This window comes from Xanthomonas euvesicatoria pv. euvesicatoria, assembly GCF_020880415.1.
Lineage (GTDB): Bacteria > Pseudomonadota > Gammaproteobacteria > Xanthomonadales > Xanthomonadaceae > Xanthomonas > Xanthomonas euvesicatoria.
The window spans coordinates 1-20,445 of record NZ_JAJIUJ010000065.1; the positions used below are offsets into that span (position 1 = coordinate 1).

The 20,445-nt window shown below is 62.1% G+C and carries 18 protein-coding genes and 4 pseudogenes; 8 read left to right on the forward strand and 14 right to left on the reverse strand.

Annotated elements, in window-relative coordinates:
* Window positions 1–97: 97 nt before the first annotated feature.
* Window positions 98–2,425, forward strand: a complete 2,328-nt coding sequence (locus LN450_RS10655; RefSeq protein ID WP_041855024.1) for a S9 family peptidase — start codon at window positions 98–100, stop codon at window positions 2,423–2,425.
* A gap of 400 nt (window positions 2,426–2,825) precedes the next feature.
* On the opposite strand, the pseudogene LN450_RS10665 reads toward LN450_RS10655, so the two are convergent.
* Window positions 2,826–3,161: pseudogene (locus LN450_RS10665) on the reverse strand (DUF3817 domain-containing protein).
* A gap of 228 nt (window positions 3,162–3,389) precedes the next feature.
* Between LN450_RS10665 and LN450_RS10670 the strand changes: the two are divergent.
* The 3 genes from LN450_RS10670 to LN450_RS10680 all read left to right on the forward strand — a co-directional run bounded on the left by LN450_RS10670 (window position 3,390) and on the right by LN450_RS10680 (window position 5,745).
* Entirely contained in the window at window positions 3,390–4,010 is a 621-nt protein-coding gene (locus LN450_RS10670) for a YiiX/YebB-like N1pC/P60 family cysteine hydrolase (protein WP_029818564.1), read from the forward strand.
* A gap of 67 nt (window positions 4,011–4,077) precedes the next feature.
* Window positions 4,078–5,028, forward strand: coding sequence for an alpha/beta hydrolase (locus LN450_RS10675; protein ID WP_039418968.1), 951 nt, complete (start codon window positions 4,078–4,080; stop codon window positions 5,026–5,028).
* A gap of 255 nt (window positions 5,029–5,283) precedes the next feature.
* On the forward strand, window positions 5,284–5,745 hold the full coding sequence (locus LN450_RS10680) for a DUF4126 family protein (protein WP_011346266.1): 462 nt from the start codon (window positions 5,284–5,286) through the stop codon (window positions 5,743–5,745).
* A 132-nt stretch (window positions 5,746–5,877) separates the two neighbouring features.
* On the opposite strand, the gene LN450_RS10685 is transcribed toward LN450_RS10680, so the two are convergent.
* The 3 genes from LN450_RS10685 to LN450_RS10695 form a co-directional block, all read right to left on the reverse strand.
* A complete protein-coding gene (locus tag LN450_RS10685) occupies window positions 5,878–6,273 on the reverse strand; it encodes a VOC family protein (protein ID WP_011346265.1) in 396 nt (131 codons plus the stop codon).
* Between the two features lie 72 nt (window positions 6,274–6,345).
* A complete protein-coding gene (locus LN450_RS10690) occupies window positions 6,346–7,320 on the reverse strand; it encodes a glutathione S-transferase family protein (RefSeq protein ID WP_011346264.1) in 975 nt (324 codons plus the stop codon).
* A 162-nt stretch (window positions 7,321–7,482) separates the two neighbouring features.
* Window positions 7,483–8,262: an SPFH domain-containing protein gene (locus tag LN450_RS10695; RefSeq protein ID WP_014089266.1), complete on the reverse strand. Its 780-nt coding sequence runs from the start codon at window positions 8,260–8,262 to the stop codon at window positions 7,483–7,485.
* Window positions 8,263–8,622: 360 nt separating this feature from the next.
* Between LN450_RS10695 and LN450_RS10700 the strand changes: the two genes are divergently transcribed.
* Window positions 8,623–10,209 carry an SDR family NAD(P)-dependent oxidoreductase gene (locus tag LN450_RS10700; protein WP_041855023.1) on the forward strand — a complete coding sequence of 529 codons (1,587 nt, stop codon included), beginning with the start codon at window positions 8,623–8,625 and terminating at the stop codon, window positions 10,207–10,209.
* Between the two features lie 340 nt (window positions 10,210–10,549).
* Here the strand turns inward: LN450_RS10700 and LN450_RS10705 are convergent, their stop codons facing one another.
* The gene (locus LN450_RS10705; protein ID WP_170808604.1) at window positions 10,550–11,137 is read right to left on the reverse strand and encodes a hypothetical protein; all 588 of its coding nucleotides are present in this window, start codon (window positions 11,135–11,137) and stop codon (window positions 10,550–10,552) included.
* Between the two features lie 428 nt (window positions 11,138–11,565).
* Entirely contained in the window at window positions 11,566–11,877 is a 312-nt protein-coding gene (locus tag LN450_RS10710) for a hypothetical protein (protein WP_011346262.1), read from the reverse strand.
* A gap of 302 nt (window positions 11,878–12,179) precedes the next feature.
* On the opposite strand from LN450_RS10710, the pseudogene LN450_RS10715 reads away from it, so the two are divergent.
* Window positions 12,180–13,289: pseudogene (locus LN450_RS10715) on the forward strand (hypothetical protein); the annotation flags it as partial.
* A 42-nt stretch (window positions 13,290–13,331) separates the two neighbouring features.
* Window positions 13,332–13,676: a hypothetical protein gene (locus LN450_RS10720; RefSeq protein ID WP_039418069.1), complete on the forward strand. Its 345-nt coding sequence runs from the start codon at window positions 13,332–13,334 to the stop codon at window positions 13,674–13,676.
* A gap of 58 nt (window positions 13,677–13,734) precedes the next feature.
* Here LN450_RS10720 and LN450_RS10725 read toward each other — a convergent pair whose 3' ends face one another.
* The 5 genes and pseudogenes from LN450_RS10725 to LN450_RS10745 form a co-directional block, all read right to left on the reverse strand.
* Complete coding sequence (locus tag LN450_RS10725; protein WP_228892774.1) at window positions 13,735–13,929, reverse strand: hypothetical protein; 195 nt, start codon at window positions 13,927–13,929, stop codon at window positions 13,735–13,737.
* 33 nt (window positions 13,930–13,962) lie between these two features.
* Window positions 13,963–14,148, reverse strand: a complete 186-nt coding sequence (locus tag LN450_RS10730; RefSeq protein WP_011346259.1) for a hypothetical protein — start codon at window positions 14,146–14,148, stop codon at window positions 13,963–13,965.
* Window positions 14,149–14,311: 163 nt separating this feature from the next.
* A pseudogene (locus tag LN450_RS10735) lies at window positions 14,312–14,845 on the reverse strand (DJ-1/PfpI family protein); the annotation flags it as partial.
* Window positions 14,836–15,079, reverse strand: a pseudogene (locus LN450_RS23350) (DJ-1/PfpI family protein); the annotation flags it as partial. The pseudogenes LN450_RS23350 and LN450_RS10735, both read right to left, overlap by 10 nt.
* 276 nt (window positions 15,080–15,355) lie before the next feature.
* The gene (locus LN450_RS10745) at window positions 15,356–16,312 is read right to left on the reverse strand and encodes an AraC family transcriptional regulator (RefSeq protein WP_041855022.1); all 957 of its coding nucleotides are present in this window, start codon (window positions 16,310–16,312) and stop codon (window positions 15,356–15,358) included.
* Between the two features lie 49 nt (window positions 16,313–16,361).
* Here LN450_RS10745 and LN450_RS10750 point away from each other — a divergent pair, with 49 nt between their 5' ends.
* On the forward strand, window positions 16,362–17,096 hold the full coding sequence (locus tag LN450_RS10750; RefSeq protein WP_039418058.1) for an SDR family oxidoreductase: 735 nt from the start codon (window positions 16,362–16,364) through the stop codon (window positions 17,094–17,096).
* A gap of 340 nt (window positions 17,097–17,436) precedes the next feature.
* On the opposite strand, the gene LN450_RS10755 is transcribed toward LN450_RS10750, so the two are convergent.
* The 3 genes from LN450_RS10755 to LN450_RS10765 all read right to left on the reverse strand — a co-directional run bounded on the left by LN450_RS10755 (window position 17,437) and on the right by LN450_RS10765 (window position 19,383).
* Window positions 17,437–17,928: a hypothetical protein gene (locus LN450_RS10755; protein ID WP_041855021.1), complete on the reverse strand. Its 492-nt coding sequence runs from the start codon at window positions 17,926–17,928 to the stop codon at window positions 17,437–17,439.
* A gap of 300 nt (window positions 17,929–18,228) precedes the next feature.
* On the reverse strand, window positions 18,229–18,675 hold the full coding sequence (locus tag LN450_RS10760) for a hypothetical protein (protein ID WP_164735758.1): 447 nt from the start codon (window positions 18,673–18,675) through the stop codon (window positions 18,229–18,231).
* 69 nt (window positions 18,676–18,744) lie between these two features.
* Window positions 18,745–19,383 (reverse strand): hypothetical protein, encoded by a 639-nt coding sequence (locus LN450_RS10765; protein WP_046935371.1) that lies wholly within the window; start codon window positions 19,381–19,383, stop codon window positions 18,745–18,747.
* Window positions 19,384–20,445: the final 1,062 nt, after the last annotated feature.

Genomic DNA, 20,445 nt, shown 5'->3' on the forward strand with positions numbered 1-20,445 from the left:
GCACGACTTCTGGCAGAGGCGCCCAGCCCACGTGGCGGGTAGCATCGGACGGTCGCGCCGACCGCATTGCGCGCTCCTTTCATCCCGGAGAATCTTCATGCCCACCACCCCGTTGCCGCTGCGGCACCTGTGCCTTGCCGTCGCCCTGGCCGCTCTGCCGGCACTTGCCGGCGCGCAAGCCCCTGCCGTCACCGAGGCCGACTACGCGCGCGCCGAACGGCTGATCAGCTATGCCGCACAGCCACTGGTGGACCACGCCCTCACCCGCATCGACTGGCTGGATGCCACGCACGTGGCGTATGTCGATCACGATGCCAAGGGCAACCGGCTGCTGCAGCTGGACACCAGCACCGGCAAGACCACACCGCTCTTCAAACAGGCGGCGCTGGTCGCTTCGCTCAACAAGCTATTGAAGACCGGCCACAAGCCGCTCAAGGCTAACACCTTCGCACCGGTGGTCAAGGTCACCGCCGATGGTCGCTACCGCCTCAACGTGCGCGACACCGCCGTGGTCTGCGATGCGCGTGCGCGTTGCAGCAAGCTGTACGCCAAGGACAAACCGGAACCGGGCGTGCTGTCGCCGGACAAGCGCAGCGAAGCCTTCATACGCGACTGGAACCTGTGGATACGCGATCTTGCCAGCGGCCAGGAAACCCAGCTCACCCGCGATGGCGTGGAAAACTTCGGTTACGCCACCGATAACGCCGGCTGGCAGCACACCGACAATGCCATCTTGGCGTGGTCGCCGGACTCCCGCAAGATCGCCACCTTCCAGCAGGACCAGCGCAAGACCGGCGACATGTACCTGGTCAGCACCAAGCTGGGACATCCGGAACTGCAGGCGTGGAAATATCCGCTGGCCGGCGACAAGGACGTGACCATGATCGAGCGCGTCATCATCGACGTGCCCACCGGCAGCGTGCTGCGCCTGAAAACACCGCCGGATCAACATCGCTCCACGCTCTGCGACGACGTGAGTTGCTCGCCTGGCCTGTGGGACGACGTGAAGTGGGCACCGGACAGCAAGACGCTGGCATTCGCCTCCACCTCGCGCTTCCACAAGCAGACCTGGTTGCGTATCGCCGATGCCAGCACCGGCGCGGTGCGCACCGCCTTCGACGAAACCGTCAAGACCTATTACGAAAGCGGCCAGGTCGCCGCCAACTGGGCGTATCTGCCGGCCAGCAACGAGGCGGTGTGGTTCTCCGAACGCAGCGACTGGGGCCAGCTTTATCTGTACGATCTGGCCACCGGCAAACCCAAGCGCGCCATTACCACCGGCGAAGGCAACGTCACCGAATTGCTACGCGTGGACCCGGTCACGCGCACCGCATGGTTAGTCGGCGTCGGCCGCAGCGCAGGCGTGGACCCGTACTATCAGCAGCTGTGGAAAGTCAGCCTGGATGGCGGCGAGCCGGTGTTGCTCACGCCGGAACCGGCCAATCACAGCATCGCGCTGTCGCCCGATGGCGCACGCTTTGTCGACACCTATTCCACCTCGGTCACGCCGCCGGTCACGTTGCTGCGCGAAGCCGGCGACGGCCGCACCGTCAGCACCCTTGCGACAGCCGATATCACCCGTCTCAAAGCCGCGGGCTGGGTGCCGCCCGAGCCCATCACGGTGAAGGCACGCGATGGCAAGACCACGTTGTACGGTTTGATGTTCAAGCCCGCCAATTTCGACCCGACCCGCAAGTATCCGGTCATCGATTACGTCTACCCGGGCCCGCAGACCGGCTCCGTACGCGGGCGTAGTTTCCTCGCCGGCCATGGCGACAACCAGTCGCTGGCCGAACTGGGCTTTATCGTCATTGCCATCGATGGCATGGGCACGCCGTGGCGCTCCAAGACCTTCCACGACACCTGGTACGCCGACATGGGCGACAACACCTTGCCCGATCAGGTCGCCGGCTTGAAGGAGCTGGGTCAACGTTATGCCTGGATCGATCTGGATCGCGTCGGCATCTGGGGCCATTCCGGCGGCGGCAACGCCTCGACCGGCGCGATGCTGCGTTATCCGGATTTCTTCAAGGTGGCCTGGTCGGAAAGCGGCAACCACGACAATCGCGGCTACGAAGACGATTGGGCCGAGAAGTATCACGGCGAGCACATCGTCAACACCGACGGCACCTCCAATTACGACGACCAGGCCAACGCCAATCACGCCAGCAAGCTCAAGGGCAAGCTCATGCTGGTGCACGGTACGCTGGACGACAACGTGCCGCCGTACCTCACCTTGCTGGTGGCCGATGCATTGATCAAGGCCAACAAGAACTTCGACATGCTGATGCTGCCCAACGCCAAGCACGGCTACGGCGATCTCACCCCGTACGTCACCCGCCGTCGCTGGGATTACTTCGTGCAGTACCTGCTCGGTGCGACCCCGCCGGCGCAGTATCAGATGCAGCCGATGCCGGCCAATTGAGCGGCGTGCAGGCGGTGCGGTGGCCGCTGCTGTGCCATGTCGCAGCTAACGCGTCATCGCGCCAAGGTGCCGCACCACACGTGTCATCCGGGTAGACCCGGATGACACGGTGACCACTCGCTTGGCCGTACTGCCACCCAAGTGCCTCCTCAAAGACGTCAGCACGCGCGTGTCGTACCCGCGTCGATGCGGCTCGATGAAGAACCCGTGGCCCTCGTTGGGGAAGTACAGCGATTCCGCCGCCCCCCCTTGACTGCGCACTCCACCCGTTGGGTGTGTTCGACCCGCGCGCGCTCGTCCTTGCCACCGGCCACAAGAAGCACCGGCATCTTGATCGGATTGGCCGGTGTCAGCGGCGAACGTGCTGCCAGGGGGCTGCGCGCGCCGGGCGCGCAACGGCTCAGTGCGCAACAGGTTGCCGCTGGCCCAGCAAGCCCAGACGCCGGAACCACATCTCCAGCGGCACCGTGACCAGCGGCGGCAACGCCGCCAGCAGACTCAAGGCCTATGCCCACCACGGCCAGCGCAGCCGCAGTGCGGCAATCACGCTGACCGCGACATAGAACAGGAGCGCCGTGCCATGCAGGCGCCCGAACACCTAGACCACGAGCTCGGTGCTCTGCAGCCCGTACTTCAGAAACATGCCGACCAATAATCCGGCCCAGGTCAGTCCTTCGAAAAATGCAGCCAACGCAAACAGCCGGCCGATCGGCGACAACGCAGAAGACGCATGCATACACCACTCCAGACGGACAGGGATTGCCGCGACGCGATGGCGGCGGCGACGCCCGCTGGCAAGGCCAGTCTACAGTCCAACTCAACGACGCTGAGGTTAGATGGCCAGGCAAGCGCATGCGCCTTGCGACCGATACGCGTGATACGCGCCCAGTGCCCACATGCGTTTGGCACCGCCGCCGCACATCCCGGCGATAATGCCGGCTCCGTCGTCCTCAAGCCTCGCACCATGCGCATCGCACCGCTGTTGTTCCTGCTGGTCGCCTTATTGCCCGCCACGGCGCTGGCGCTGAAGGTGCGCGATGGCGATCTGCTGTTCGTCACTGCGGCGCGCACCGGCTTGAGCGGCGCCATCGACGATGCAACTGCCACCCAGGGGCAACCCAGCTTCGACCATGTCGCGCTGGTGGCGCATGCAGGCGACGTTGCGGTGGTGCTGCATGCCGACGAGCACGGTTCGCGCGAGCAGCCACTGCAGGCATTCATCGATGAGGCCACCGCCAAGCAGCGGCAGATCTTCGTGTATCGGCTCACCCCCGAACATCGTCCTGCCATCCCCGATGCCATTGCCCAGGCACGGCGCATGCTTGGCAAGCCCTACAACGACACTTACGTGCAGGACGACAACCGCTATTACTGCTCGGATTTCATCGAGCGCGCCTTCCGCGCGCATCACGTGTTCGCCCTGCAACCGATGAACTTCAAGAACCTGCAGACCGGCAAGATTTCGCCATACTGGATCGATTTCTACCGCAGCAAGGGTATGCCTGTGCCGCAGAACATGCCGGGCACCAATCCGAACGATATGGCCACGACGGCGGCGTTGACCTCGATGGGTCGGCTGAACTAAACGCCGCGTGCCGATGTCCCCAGACGATTCCGGGGTAACCCTGCAGGAGACTGCTTTGAAGAATGCGATGTTGGCAGGATTAGGGATCGCGCTGTTGGTCGGCTGCGGCAAGGCACCAGCGCCGGCTAAAGCAGCAACGCCGCAGGCAGCGGTCGCAGTGCGCACGCCTGCCCACGCCCCGCGCAGCCAGCGTGGCGAGGGCCACCCTTATGAGCTGGCCGATACGCAGGTCTGGGACGTACCGGATCCAGTCTCGGGGCGTCGCTATCAGGTCTTCGTCGCCCTGCCACGCGGTTATGCGGAAAATCCGCAGCGGCGTTACCCGGTGCTGTATGCCACCGACGGCGACTACGCGTTTGCGCTGGTCAAACAGATCGCGCGTCGTTTGAATGGCGAAGGCCCGGCCATCGAGGATTTCATCCTGGTTGGGCTGTCCTACGCCGTCGGCGAGGAACCCATGCCCAGCCGCAGGCGCGACTATACGCCGACGCCGGAAGACGGCCCTACCGCGGCGCCGGTGGCAACCCACGGTCAGAGCGCTGCCTATATCCGCTACCTGCGCGAGCAGGTCTTGCCGTTTGTGGCCAACCACTACCGAACCGACGAACAGCGGCGCCTGTATCTGGGGCATTCGTACGGCGGCCTGCTAGGCACGGACATCCTGCTCAGCAGCCCGGAGATGTTTTCTGGCTATATCCTCGGGAGCCCGTCGTACTGGTATGGCGAACATGCCATGGTGGCGCAGGAAAAGACCTTTGCAGCCACGCATCGCGATCTGCCGGCGCAGGTGTACATGTACGTCGGCGAGTACGAGCAAGTGCGTTATCACCAGACCTACGACATGGTCATCGATACCCAGAACATGGCGCGTGCGTTGCGTGCGCGTGGCTATCCGTCGTTGCATCTCACGCTTGAGGTTCTCAACGATGAGGACCACCTGAGCATCGGGCCGCGCGGCATCACCCACGGCTTGAAGGTATTGCTCGGGAGCAAGGCTGCCGATCGGAGCGAGCGCTGACGCAAGGCATGCCCTCGGGATATTGAAGTGCCCAAGGCAATGGCATGCACCGCAGCGGTCAGCCACGGACACCACCGGTTGCTGCGCCAGCGGCTTGCACACGGCAGCGGCCGGCATGCGAGCACAACCGATGCGCAGCGTGCACAACATCTTGCCAACTCCCACACACGCCACGCCCTAATCTGCGCAGATCGATAACAGCGTGCCACGCGCAGGCATTCCGCCTGCGATGGTCGAGCACATGCAGAGGTGCACATGTCTTTGATCCACTCCATCCTGATGGGCGCCGTCGCCGGCATGCGGTCGATGACGCCGCTGGCCGCCGTCGCCAATGCTGCACGCACCGGCAAGCTGCCTGCCGACAATGGCGCGCCGGCACTGCTCGCCAACCCACTGGCATCGGCCGGCATGTTGGCATTGGCTGGCGGCGAGCTGGCCGGCGACAAGATGAAGACCGCGCCCGACCGCATCGTGCTGCCCGGCATGATTGCGCGTATCGCCACCGGTGTGATCGTCGGCACTGCATTGGCGCCGCGCGAACAACGTGGCATCGCCGCGCTGCTTGGTGCGACGACGGCCGTTGCCGCCGCCTATCTCACCTTCAATGCACGCATGCGTGCGATCGAGCGCTACGGCCAAACCAGCACCGGCGTGGTCGAAGATGCGATCACGGTGGGTGCGGCGACGCTGATCATGCGCGATGCGGCCAAGCGATAACGCATCTCCACGGATCCATGCATGATGCTTGAAGGCCTGCCACGGGTTGCGCAGGCCGTGCTCGCATAGCGCTCCGTCGCCGCTATCAACTCAGCAAATTATGTCTGTGACAGACCGCGTAACAGACCTTGCTCACGCCGGGCGATAGATCGCACACAGCTTGTTTCCATCAGGGTCGCGCACGTACGCCAACCACGTCGGCCCCATACTGCTCTCACGCAAACCGGGCGGTCTTTCGATGGAAATGCCGCCGGCAGCGACCGCGCTGTCATGAAAGTGCTGCACTTGTTCCGGCGAGTCGCACTTGAAGCCAACCGTTGCACCGTTACCCGGGCTGGCGGGTTCGTCGTTGATCGGCTCGCTCACACAAAAAGTGCTGCCTGCATGCCGGTAGAACAGGCGGGTGTGCCCGCTTGCTGCCTGATTGACGAACGGCGCAGGCGCACCGAAGACACCTCCTAGCAATGCATCGTAGAACGCTCGCGCACGCGCGATATCGTTCGTTCCTACCATGACATGATTGAGCATGACGTCGCCTGTTGATCGCGCGGGTGCGCAGCATACGCCACCTTACCCGCCGTGCCATGGCGACCATGCGAATCAGCCGCCACGCCCATGAGGCGCATCCAGATCCAGTAGCGGCCCCATCGGGACGATACCGTTGGGGTTGATGGTGTCGTGGCTCTGGTAGTAATGCCCCTTGATGTGCTGGAAGTTCACGGTGTCGGCAATCCCCGGCATCTGGTAGAGCTCGCGCAGGAATCCAGATAGCTGCGGGTAATCGGCAATGCGCCGGAGATTGCATTTGAAGTGCCCCACGTACACCGCATCGAACCGCACCAGTGTGGTGAACAGGCGCCAGTCGGCTTCGGTGAGCCGGTCGCCGCAGAGATAGCGTTGTGCGCTCAGGCGCGCCTCCAGCCAGTCCAGGCTTTCGAACAACGGCACCACCGCTTCGTCATAGGCCGCCTGGGTGGTCGCAAAGCCCGCCTTGTAGACCCCGTTGTTGACGGTGTCATAGACACGCGCATTCACCGCATCGATCTGCTCGCGCAGCGGCTGCGGGTAGAAATCACCGTCTGCAGCGCCAATCGCGTCGAAGGCGCTATTGAACATGCGGATGATGTCTGCCGACTCGTTGCTGACCACGGTCTTGCGCTCGCGGTCCCACAACACCGGCACCGTGACCCGGCCCGAGTAATGGGGGTCGGCCTTGAGGTACACCTCGTACAGATATTGCGCGTGACTCTCGGTATCGCCGACCACGCCCGGCCCATCGGCGAAGGTCCAGCCGTTTTCGCGCATCAGCCAGTGCACGATGGACACGTCGATCATCGACTCCAGCCCTTTCAGGCGCCGGAAGATCAGCGTGCGGTGCGCCCATGGGCAGGCGAGCGACACATACAGGTGATAACGCCCCGAAGCCGCCTTGAACCCGCCCTGGCCATGCGGCCCGGCGCTGCCATCGCGCGTGACCCAATTGCGAAACTGCGACTGCGAGCGCTCGAACCGCCCCTCGCTCTTGCTGGTGTCATACCACCTGTCCTGCCATTTGCCATCGACCAACAGACCCATCGTGCTTTCTCCCGCCGCGACACTCACAGGCGACCGTAGCCCAGCGATGTTGCAGGCTGCGTGAGCAGCGCGACGGTGCGCGAGCGTGGCACGCGATCACCGTGGAAGAATGCAGGCAGGCGCGTCACCCGGTGCGTGCGCCTGGCGGCGGGCGAGACGCACCTATCTTGCAATCACCGCCGTTCCCGATGGCACCATGTAGCACGCCTGCGCTTTCTTGCAGGCCTCGGCATTGAGCTCGGCGATCTGGCTGGCCAGGTACTGCTCCGGCGTCAGCCCCATGCGGTTGCGGTACGCGTTGTCGGCGTCGGCCTTGGCCTCTTGCTCCTGCTCGCGCTGCCGTTCTGCGGTGGTCGCCTCCACCAGGGTCTTGACCCGCTGTTGCTGCGCGGCAGTCAGATTCATCTGTTGCAACACATCCGGATTCGGACGTGCGCGGCCCAAGGTGATGTTCTGGATCTGGATCGGCAGGCCTTGCTCCTTGACCAAGGCACTGACGTTTTGCGTCACCGAATCGTCGATCTTCCTGGCGGTGTCCGGGTCGCTCATCATCTTGGTCATGTCGTAGCGCTTGACCTGGTCGCGCACGATGGACGCGTACTGGCTGGCCACGTTGTTCTTGAACCAATCCTGCCCAAACCTGGACAACAGCAGCGCCGGCGCAGTAATCCTGTATTGGATCTGGGTGGAGAAGTCCAACAGGATGTTGTCGCTGGAGGAAAAATCGTCGAATGCCACCTGCACGGTTTGCGGCGTGACATCCACATAGCTGGCCGACGTGGTCAGCCAGGTGTAAGTGCGCCCGGGATCGCGCACATCGTCCAGGCGGATGCCGCCCTTGCCGAAGAACAAGGGCTTATCCACCAACACGGCCTGCTGCCCCGGATCGGGCGACACAACGGTGCACGCACACAGCAAGCCGGCCAGCCCGATGGCCAGCATGGAAGTCTTCATCGATGTCCCCTTGAATGCCCCGGGCGCCAATTCGCGCCGGTGTGGTGGAAGATTACCCAAACACCCGGCCAGTCGCATCCTGCGGGCAGCTGAGGGACGTTCACCCACAGCTCGTCGCTCAAGGAGCGCCCGAGGCCGCCAGCCGAGCGCGCGGCAACAGACTGGCTGACCCGCTCAGCCGCCCGTATTGGCGCCAGCCACCCACAATCGGCGAAAATGTCCACCTGCCGACGTCCCGGCCAGCGGCCAAGCGCAGCGGCGCCCTGCCCGCCTGCTCCTGTCATCGTCTTCGCCTGCTGGCTGCCGGCCATCGTGCCTGCGTTGCCAGCCGCCCATTCCGGATCTGCCTTGAACACCAACGTCCCACCCGTGCCCAACGACGAGCTGCCCCTGACCGACCGCCTGCGCGCGGCTCTGGACGTGCTGGAGGCCATCGACGCCGACCGCAGCGTACTGGACACCCTGCCCGAAGCCGACCGCGTGCGGCTGCATCAAGTGGTTGCCAAGGTCTATCACCCCGAGCCGAAGGCGCGGCGGCAGTTGCTCAAGCAGCGCGAGCGCGAGCGCCACCAGGAAAAGGTGCGCAAGGCCGAAGCGCTGCTGGAACAACGCGGTATCCGCGCACTACGACGCAAACCGGTATTCAGCACGCCAAACTATTTCCCGCCGCATGCCGCCGGCCTGCACGATGCCCACAACGGCGAAAACGCCACTGCCGCGCCGGAGCCCACGCATTCGCCCGAGCTGCGCCATTGCTATGTCTGCAAGCAGAAGTTCACCGAGCTGCATCATTTCTACGACCAGATGTGCCCCACCTGTGCGGAGTTGAATTTCTTCAAGCGCACCGAAACCGCCGACCTGCGCGGGCGCGTCGCCCTGCTGACCGGCGGGCGCGTCAAGATCGGGTACCAGGCGGGTTTGAAGCTGCTGCGCGCCGGTGCAGAGTTGATCGTCACCACGCGCTTCCCGCGCGATTCGGCCGCGCGCTATGCGCAGGAACCGGACTTCGCGCAGTGGGGCCATCGCCTGCAGGTGTTCGGCTTGGACCTGCGCCATACCCCCAGCGTGGAAGCGTTCTGCAATGAACTGCTGGCCACGCGCGAGCGGCTGGACTTCATCATCAACAACGCCTGCCAGACCGTGCGTCGCCCGCCGCAGTTCTACGCCCACATGATGGCCGGCGAAACCGCCGCATTGCACGAATTGCCGGAGACCGTGCGGAATCTTGTCGGTCATTACGAAGGCCTGCGCACCCCGGAGTTGCTCCGCGATGCCTCGGCCACCGCGTTACCAGCGGTGCATGGCCGTGGGCTCGACAGCGCCGACGGCCTCACCCGTGCCGCCGAACTCTCGCAGATCGCGTTGCTGGACGACGAGCTGGTAGGCCAACAGCATCTGTTTCCTGATGGGCGACTGGATCAGGACCTGCAGCAGGTCGATCTGCGCGGCCGCAATTCCTGGCGCCTGCTGATGGCCGAAGTGCCGTCGGTGGAGCTGTTGGAAACGCAGCTGGTCAATGCCATCGCGCCCTTCATCATCAATGCGCGTCTCAAGCCGCTGATGCTGCGCACGCCCGAACGCGACAAGCACATCGTCAACGTCTCGGCGATGGAAGGCCAGTTCTATCGCAACTTCAAGACCACGCGCCACCCGCACACCAACATGGCCAAGGCCGCGTTGAACATGATGACGCGCACCTCGGCGGCCGATTACCAGAACGACGGCATCCATATGAACAGTGTGGACACCGGCTGGGTCACCGACGAAGACCCGGCAGAGATCGCCGCGCTCAAGGTGCAGCAGGAACGCTTCCACCCACCACTGGATATCGTCGACGGCGCCGCGCGTATCGTCGACCCGATCATCCACGGCTTCAACACCGGCGAACATGTGTGGGGGCAGTTCTTGAAGGATTACGCGCCGACCGATTGGTGAGGCGCGATGACGGGGGCCTGGCGATCCATACCGGCACGCGTATTCCTCACCACCAGCAAAAACGGTGTTCGGTTGACGCTGTCGGCATCCGGCGCTGTTGGCGCGATGCGCAGTGACACAGACTGCAAGTGCGTGCAAGAAACGTGTCGACCATATCGTCAACACATCCGTGCTGAGGCGGCAGACCGCATCAACGACTCGTCGTCCATCTAGCACCACGTTTGTCGTCAGGGATGCCATTCCTGCTTTTTCATCCGCGTGCCGCAATCACGCAGGCCAACGTCTCGTCATTGGCCTGCATCATCGCTGGCCACATCCTGAGCTGATGCAACGCTAGAGATTATTTGCAGTCTTTGGAGACGGGCGCCACATCGACAGGAGTTACCTGTCCATCAACGGCAACCCGTTTGACCGCCAAGGTGCAGACCGAGTTGCGAAAGTCCAGGTCCAACGCAACCTCGTAATCGGCACCCGCCTCCGGAACAAAGGTGGACGCCAGCAACGGCCAGCATGTCCAACCGCTTTTGAAGCCCGGGGTGCTGGTCCAATGCGCCGGCGAACTGGCACCGGCTTCCACCACCACCGGCTTGCCAGCTTCGATCGCATATTCCTTGTAGAACGGCTTGGAACCGATCATCTTGCGCTCGTGCAGGTTGCGCGTGTTCTGGGTCTCCGGGATGCCGATCGCCTGGTTCTTCACCGACCCCATCAGCGAGCCGAACGCACTCCCCAACGAACCGGACGCACGCACCTTTTCGCCATACGTGGCGGTACACACAGCGTCCTTGTACAACACGATTCCCACGCCGTTCTGACCAAACATCCGGATGCGCGCCCCCGTGCCATCGATCTGCGCAGGCGCTTGTTCGGCAGCCAGCACGGGGGCGACACATGCAGCCGCCAAGGACACAACGAGCAATCGAATCATCACGTTCAACACAGCCTCCACGGTTCCATCGAACCTTCTGGTGAGCGTGGAATAGCGGCAGTTTGCGTGAATTCTTGAACTCCGGTGCAAGTGCCACGCCCAAAGTGAGGCACATATCACCGAAGGCATTACATCTGCCTGGCCGAGCGATGCGCTTTTACCCGCGATATGGCCGCAACGCTCTGCATCCTTCAACACAGAAACCTGCCATGTTCGCACCGTCTCCAGACAGCCCTCGCTGTTGAGCGGCATCTGACGATGTAAAGCGGGGACAGAGGTGTTCCGAACAGCCGGGCGCGCCTGCATTGGCATCTACGCAAGAAGGAAGAAGCTTCCTTCCAGTGGCAGAGCAGATGAACCCGTGCCTTGTGCAGTTTTTGCCGCGCGGTGCATGGCCGACTCACGCTGCAATCGTCCCGGGCTCTGCGCTATCGCCGATCCGCATCCTTGATGGCTTGCGCGCGCGCAAGCGTGTTGGTCAAGGCCAAAACCTCCGGCAATTCGTGCCGAAAGGCATCTACCTGCCCGGCTGGCACGACAGCTTCGAAGTTTGACTGGTCGAAGATGGGGCGGCCTTCCATGTAGAAGCCATCGCGGCCCTGCACGACGAAGTGAAAGCACGATTGCCACCGCGGATCAGGGCGCGCCGACAATTCCACACTGACTTTACTGTGCGCGCGCCCGGTGTCGCCCGAGGTGACGGTCACGGTGCGCGCCGTGATCTGGTTCCCGATATTCATGCAGGCAATGATCGGCGCTGGGCCGTCGCCGCACTGTGATCCAGGAGGCCCCGGATGCGTTCAACAGCACGCAACCACGCACCCTTCACGCCATCACGACACACCGTTGAAGACGCGATTTCCAGCAGGTGAAACCAATGCCTGTTGTCAGCGGCATTGCACCGGGCCAGTGACGAGTCACATGAGCGCCAGAGAAGGACTTAAGCACTCGCAAAACGCTTCAGGCCGGCGAAGTCGTTCATCGGTTGTCGGGAGCCGCTACGATGGTGCGTATTGTCGCTGCCCCAGCAAGGACGTTGCCCATGTCACAGCACGCGATCGAGGACGTGATCGAACGCGCCATCTACCTGGTCGATCGCAGTACGCAAAACGCCGCGCACCAGGCCGCGCTCATCCACGCCTTGCTTCACCTGCAGGCACGCTACGACACCGGCCTGACCTGGCTGCGCATGCATGAGGTGCTGCTGCGCCACGGCGTGCTGGTGCGCACGCCGGTGGAGGCCATCGACGATGCGGCGCTGCGCGCCCAAGCGAGGGCTGCCGAGACATCGTGCTGGCTGGAGAGCGATCGTGGCACGGGCTATCTACACCTGGACGAAAACGCATCCGTGCTCTACCAGCAAACGGGAACCGGCCACGCCATGCCGGTCTCCGCCTTGTTCCGTGACGTGCTGACGCTTGCCGATCAGGCCGACGATGGCGAGTTATTCACCGACCTCCATGGCCTGCTGGTCAACGGCTGGCTCGACGCCACATTCACCGCCGAGGACGGCCTGGCGTCGTCGCTGGACGGTCTTGTCGCCTGCGACGACCTGCAGGCGATCCGTGGCATTGCCGCGCGGCGTGGACTCAAGCGCCGGCGCGGCGTATCGGAAGATCTCGCGCTGCCTCACCTCAGCGAGAGCCAGGAGCCTGGCGAGATCGAGCAAAACGCCGGCTTGCGCTTCTTCCTGCAGCCCAAGCGCACGCCCACTGCCTTGCTGGCCGCACGCAACAGGACCCTGCGCCAGCTCGCACGCGTGCAGGAGCTGATCCCGATGCTGGTGGAGCAGCGCCTGAGCGCCGCGCTGCAGCAGGCAGGTTGGTCGGCGGTTGCCGCGCCACCCGAGCACCCATGGTGCTGGACCCGCGACCGCGACGGCAGCCGCCAGTGTCTGTGGGCCGCCCACGACACGACGTGTGGGGAGTTGATTGTCCAGGCAGGCCTGCAGCACGCCCGGCTGCTGGACTGGCAGCAACGTTCGGCAACCACCCAACTGCACGACCTGCACATATACGATCGCGCCGCACCGCTGCTCGGCAAGCATGCGCTCAACCCCAAGGACATCGGCACGTATGGCGGCTTAAGACTGGACCCGGCTCACAGCGATGCGCAGCTGGGCAACGCCTTCGACCGTCTGGCCGCTGCCCTCCCTGCCCTGGACGTGTACTACTTCGATGTGATCGCGCAGCAGTTGTCCGGGCCATTCTTCGATCGCGACCTCGAGATGGTCATGCGCACGATGGAGGAAGGCCACAGCACCGGGGCAATCGCCCAGGATGTGCTGCTTGCCAGTCCCGACAGCACATTACTGGCGTTTGTGTTCCACCATCTGGAACATGGGGACGACGTCGCTGCGGCAGCGGTGGTTGAGCGCGTGCGCGCACGCCATGCCGCGCGTACGCGTCTGAATGCCTGGCATCGCGCGTATTTGAGCCCATTCCTGCAGCGATGGGACCGGGAGCAGCGCGATATGCCGATGCCGCCAGTGCAGCACGTCCTCCTGCTCAATCACCTGCGCGCATGTGAATCCGTCTGAACATGGTCGCCGCCATGACCGCGCTTGCACCGTTCGAATTGGTGACCTCGGCCATGGTTCAGCCCTCCTGCGTCGCCTTTTGAAACTCGATACGCCCGTGATCGCCCGAATATTTTCTCTTGACCAGGATGCGGTCGGCCGGCGTGATGCAGCTATTTTCCAGCGAATTGGCTACATGGGCTTCATCAACGAAGAACTCTTCGTAAGGCAACGGCAGTACGGATGTCTCACCGCCCTGATCGAACGTGAGCAACAAACTGTCCTCGCGCTCGAAGCACAGCCTACTTCAGGCAAAATCGGCCAGTTTCCCGGCTTCGACAACAGCCGATTCCTTACCTGCAAGCAGTGCCGCAACATTCTGCGAAAACTGCTTTTTTGAAATCGGGGGCTTGGTCATGCCGCATCCTGCAAGCGTGGCAACGGCAACGGCGGCCGCGAACGAAAGGTAACGACGGAAGATGGCCAATGGCATGGGGGCGCGGCTCCTTGCTGCGGGCTGGTAGACAGGTGGACCAGGATCAAGCGCTGCACGGCGCTCCATCAGCGCGCAGCCTGGCCCCACCTGGTGCATTGCGGCTACGGTCGCATCTTGCCGCTGAGCCGGATCAACAGGACAGTCTCAGCGCATCCACCACTCAGCCGGCAGCGAGGGCGGTGGCAAACGGGTCGTCGCCGGCATCTTCGTTCCAGACGTGCTCCGCGATGCTGGCGACTTCCTTGGCAGCGTCGTGGCCGAAGATCTTCGCAATGAGCGCCAGCGCCATGTCCGTTCCAGCGGACACGCCGGAGGACGTGAATAGATGTCCATCCTCCACCCAGCGCGCACGCTTCACCCACTCCGCCTTCGGGCCCTGCGACGTCACCCAGGCGAAGGCGCGCTTGTTGGTGGTGGCGCGCCGCCCATCCAGCAGGCCGGCGCGCGCAAGCAATGCGGCGCCAGTACAGACGCTGGCCACATGCGGCGCTGTATGCGCCAGGCGCGCAATGCCAGCAACCAACGCGGCGTTGTCCACCTCGCGGCGCGTGCCCATGCCGCCCGGCACCATCAGGATATCGACTGGGGGCGCCGAATCCAGCGCGTATTCCACCGCAACCGTTGGGCCGGCGCTACTGGCGACTGCGCCGACACGTTCGCCGAGCATCACGATCCTCACCTTACCTTCAAGATTGCCGAACATATCCAGCGGCCCGAACACATCCAGCAGCTGGAAGCCCTCGAACACCAGCATGCCTAGCGTCAGTTGCGCTGCATCTGAGGCCACCTTGTCGCGCCGCGCGCTTGCCGGATGCGCATCGTTGGCCGTTGCGCCGGCGCAGATCATCGCAGCGCTGCCCAGCAGTGCGGTGCGTAGCACCAGACGGCGCGAATGGTTGGCATGGGCCTGCTCCCGTTCGATAGACATGGCAGTTCCTCTGTATGAGACCAACAGTGTGTTGGCGTCGCGCATGGATGAGCCCGCACTGCAGCGCGAGCGATTGCGGTGGTGCGCAGGCCACTGTATGCACCGCTGCGCAGTGCGGTGTGAGGACGCCTCGCATCGGCGTGGCGGCCGCCAGGCATGCTCCACGCGCATGCGTTGACGCGCGCAAGGCCTACTTCAACGGTCGCCTCTCCAGGCAGCGCCGCAGGACAGGCAAACAAGGCTCCGGATGATCGCCACAACCGGCTGCTTGCTGCGCTATCTCTCGCCCGGCCTCACCAAGCGCCTGGGTGCCGCCCCGAACATGCGCTTGAATGCATGGCTGAACGCGCTCGGCGACTGGTAACCGACGCGCTCGGCAACGTGGGCGATATCCAGACCGGTTTCGGCAAGCAGCCTGTGCGCCAACAGCATGCGCCACTGCGTCAGGTAATGCAGCGGCGCCTGCCCGACGGTCTGCGAAAAGCGCGACGAAAACGCCGAGCGCGACATGCCCACGCGCAAGGCCAGTTCGGCCACTGTCCAGGCATGAGCGACATCGCCGTGCATCAGCGCGAGTGCGGCACCAATGTGGCGATCGCCAAGTGCGCCAATCCAGCTTATGTGCGCTTGTGTGTGCGCCTCTTTATTCTCGTGCATGTAGGCGCGAATCGCCTCCACCACCAGCACTTCGGAAAGACACGACGCGACCCGAGCGCTGCCCATCCGATGCCGGCCCATTTCCGCATCGAGCAGATCCAGTGTCGTGCGCACGGCGAAGGCGGATGGCGAGACACTCTGGATCTTCATGAGCCGCGGCAGCGCATCGATCAGAAAGCCACTGTTCTCGCCGCTGAAGAGAATGCCCGCACCAAGCAGCACGGTGTCGTCGCCATCGCCCAGGCGCAGGCTCTCCTGCCCGGCATAACGCAAGACGCCATCGACAGGCACGCATTGCGGATCGCTGGCGACCACGTAGGGCGTATTGCCGATCAGCAGGACGTCGCCTTCGACAACGCGCTTGGGCGCCCGCCGCGGAAGGCGGATCCAGCATTCCCCGCGAATCGCCGCGACCAGCTTGAGCCGATGCTTTTCCGGAAACGACAGCGCCCAATCGCCACGCGCCTCCAGGCGGTTGAGTCCGGCGCTCCTGGCGCCCAGCGCAGCCAGAACCTGCGAAAGCGGGTCATCCTTGGACGATTGCGATGAAATCATGGCCGCGCAAGCATAATCCATCCAATCGGCAGCGCTACTGTGGGTGGCACGTCCATCACGGAGCACGCATATGACGATCGAAGACAAGGTCGTGGTCATCACCGGCGCCGGTAGCGGCACGGGCCGGGCCACCGCGCTTCACCTTGGCGCACTCGGCGCCAAGGTGGTCCTCGGTGCGCGCCGCCAGGCACGCATTGCCGAGGTCGCCAAGGAAATCGTCCGATCCGGCGGGCGGGCGGTCTACCGGCCGACCGACGTCACCGTGCACCAGGAGGTCCTGGCCCTGGTGGACCTGGCCTGCTCGCAATTCGGGCGGCTCGACGTCATGGTCAACAACGCCGGCATCAGTCCACTGTCCCGATTCGATGCCCTGCAGGTCGATGCATGGAACGCGATGATCGATGTCAATCTGCGTGGCGTGCTCCACGGCATTGCGGCCGCGCTGCCCGTCTTGGGCCGCCAGCAGAGCGGTCATGTCATCAACGTGGTCTCCACAGCCGGATTGCGCATCGTGCCGACGATGGGCGTCTATGCTGCGACCAAAAACGCGGTCAGGACTATCAGCGAGGCGCTACGCCAGGAATCCGGGCCACACATCCGCGTCACCGAAGTCTCACCCGGCATGGTGCAATCGGAATTGCTGCATACCGTAAGCGACCCAACGCTGCGGCACACCCTGCAAGCGCAGTCCGAGGCAAGCGGCATGCCCGCCAAGGCCATCGCGCACGCCATCGCCTATGCGATCGATCAGCCAGATGATGTCGAGGTCGGCAGCCTGGTGATCCGCCCTACGTCGCAAGCGTAGTGGGCGTCAATCCATTTACGCGCTGGCATGTCATTTCTTAGCAGCGCTTGAGGGCTTGAAGGCCCACCGGGCGCACTCAGCGCTGTAAGCATGCTCAGGGCCCCCCGCCCTATGCGTGCACATGTGTCGGCTGGGATCTGCTGTACCTGGACAGCAGGACGCAATGCAACATCTCGTTTTCAACCCGTGCCTAAGTCCTGTTAACGAACCGAAGCTCCCTGTTCCGGCACGAGATAGCCTTCACCAGCGGCTGCCGATCGATAAGCCGCATATCCGCTCTCGGATGTCATGCCGACAGCGGGGCACAAGGTCACCCGCAACTCCTGATTTGGGAGCTTGCTCATGAACCGATCTCCGTATCTGCACATTTCTCGGCTGGAATCGGCTGCACCTCAACATCTGCACGCAGGGAGACGTCCCGTTTGTACTCAGAACCAAATTTTTGATAGCGCACCAAGGCCTCTTGCTCCAGTACGAAGTAGTCTTCCTCACCGGAGAACTTTGGACACGCCTCATAGCCCACTTCACCGTCATCGCTACAGTGGCGAACGTAGAGCTTGCCGTTACGCACATCCCCCTCCAACTTTCCGCCACCTCCACGGAGGTTGGTGCCTTCGCTCCATTCGCCCCTAACATGGTTATTCTGCTGATGGAGGTCGAGACTAAGAAAGTGGCCAGAACCGCACTGGGTGGCATAGGCCCATTTCCCTGCGAATTTCGCGCCCGCTGCGCTGGTAGGAGGCGAAGCGTTCGAGCATGCAGTACTCAATGTGATCGCGGTCACCACCATACAGCGCATGATCTGTTTACTGACTTTTTTCTGAGCTGTCATTAAAAAGCCCCTTGATCTGCGCAATCGGCGGATTGGCTATAGGGCTGGGACTTTACTGAAAAAAAACAGTCTCGGCCATGCCGAAATCAGTTATATCTCCGAAAGCACCGATAACGGCAACCGGCGCCAAGCGGCGGACCGGATATATATATTTCAGCAGCACGCTAGTTATTTCATCAGATCTATAGCCAAATCAGCTACGGAAACAATTCCACTTCCAATGTAAATTCAAGGTGCGGCTTCAGCTTTCGGGAGATGTCCTTGCTGCCAGCACTAACGTTGGTCTGCCTGGTGCACGCTCTACCATTGCCTGGAAGCGCGAGTCGCCCAAGGCGCGCTCCCGCGCGAGGTGGTGGCGAATTGAATGCTCGTCCTCTCAGGCTTTATCCGTATGAAGCCAGTTGCATAGACAGACACCCGCTCGGCTGCATCGCAGCCAAGATGCAGATAGACCTTGTGGGACTTGATGAGCTGGCTTTTCGCACGCCTCAGCTGCGTATGCACGCTCGACCAGCGATACTCGGTTGGCAATGCCACCATGCAGGCGCGTACCGGATTGAGTTCGATGTAGCGCATGACCGTGTGCACATACCATTCGGTCTGTACCAAGCAGGACTTGAACCGCCTCTGCCACAGGATTCCGCTGCGCCGGTGCCTGACGTTGAAGGCCTGCACATACAATTGGCCGCTGAGACGCATCGCCGAAAACACTGCGCCAGCCTTATCCGCCGAGACCAGCAGATGCACGTGGTTGTCCATCAGCACAAGCGCATGCACCCGCACAGCAAAGCGCTAGCAGGCCACGCGTAGTAGCCGTCAATAGTGATGCCGATCCTCATCGACCGCTTCTTCCGTGAAAAATTTTTGCAATCTCATCTCACATCGCTGCAGCAGCTGTTTTCCTGCATCCGAGTCCGCGTGGATTGCTTCTTCCGGATTTCCTGCAAACACATCCTCCAGCACCTTGCTTCCTGCCTGACTTGACAGCATCGCCTCATTAGGTACACCACTATCATCTGCAAACCGGTTACTCGCGAGATCGTTGCGTGAGAGCGTGCCCGTGACCGATAGCTGGGCGCATGCGCCGGTAAAGTAAGCCATGGACTCATCTGTTTTCCTTTGTACATCGAATCGATTCAGCCCAGCGGTCAGATGTAATGTCTCGTGCGCTATTGTATTGATCACATCTCCAATATCGCTGGATCGCTCCCTCACCGCATACACCGGCCTTAGTCCACGCACCCCAATTTCGATATGGTTTTTAGAGAATTTGACGCCAGATGGCACCAGTAGAATCTCGTATGAAAGAAAAACTTTCGGCTCTCGAAAGCGAAGCACGTAGCGAATAGCTTGCACGATTTTTCGACAAATCATTTGCTGCGAGTCCGCATTGTCTCTCAACCTTATGCGGACGCGCACCCCTGTATCAGCGGATTCGCAGATGACATCTTGCATCTTTACAGAGCGAATGGATCTCGCACCCGGCAAGTAGCTTACATTTCGTAACAAAAATATAGATCCAAACGCATCGACAGCGGTACCCTGCGCGCCTGCATCTGAAACTTGATCTCGCATGGATCGTGAAGTGGTAGCGCAGCCAATCAATACGCATGCAAGGGCAGTCATCAAAACAAGCATGGGGGCCAATTTTGAATGCCCCCACACCTTCACCAGACTACTGATTCGGACAAGGCGTTGGACGATAGACGCCGTGCGGTGAACATGACTCGAAAGTCGATACCGCTGATGCATTTGTTACTCCCTCATAGGCGGAACTGACGGCAATGGTCTGGCTTCCCGAACCATAGTCCGATTGGAACTTAGTCAGCCTGTATCGCATTGCATCAGCCGAACCGCCATTAGCGGCTGCCCAAGCGTTCACAGCATTCGGATCTACAAGACGAATCGTGTTACCGCTCCTCGTCCAATCAAACAATCGAGAAGCTTGAACTGTGCCGGTAGATGATTCCACCAGGCTGACAGTTACAGTGCCCTGAGATGGATATGGTACTGTCGATCCACTTACATCGACGACAAACTGCGCCGCGTCCGCAGCCTCGGAGGCAGAAAGCATGGATGCGATCAGAGACTGACTTCGCGCAGAGCTACCCGATATTTCTCCATGTATTTCACACTTCTTGGTCGTGTCGCACGAGGCACCCGCCTTCCAACTCACACCAGCACAGCCGCTAAGCAGTAACGGTAGTGCAACTATCACACCAGCATAGAGAAGTGAGGTTTTCATATGATCGCTCTTCCTGAGATAGGCCCCGAGCGGGCCACCTACTTCATAACAGACCACCTCGGTATAATTTATGCAGATTTCCGCATTTCGTAAAATATCAGGCGTATATCATTCATATGTAGTATGTCACTTTTTTGTTTCGAAAGAGACGGTGTTACTTACCTCCTTCAGGACCGCTAACGGGGTCAGGTTGGACCATCCCCGATTTCTGGACTACCCCTGATATCTCGGACACCCAAAAGCGAGGACAATCCTCGCACGGAGGTGTTCGA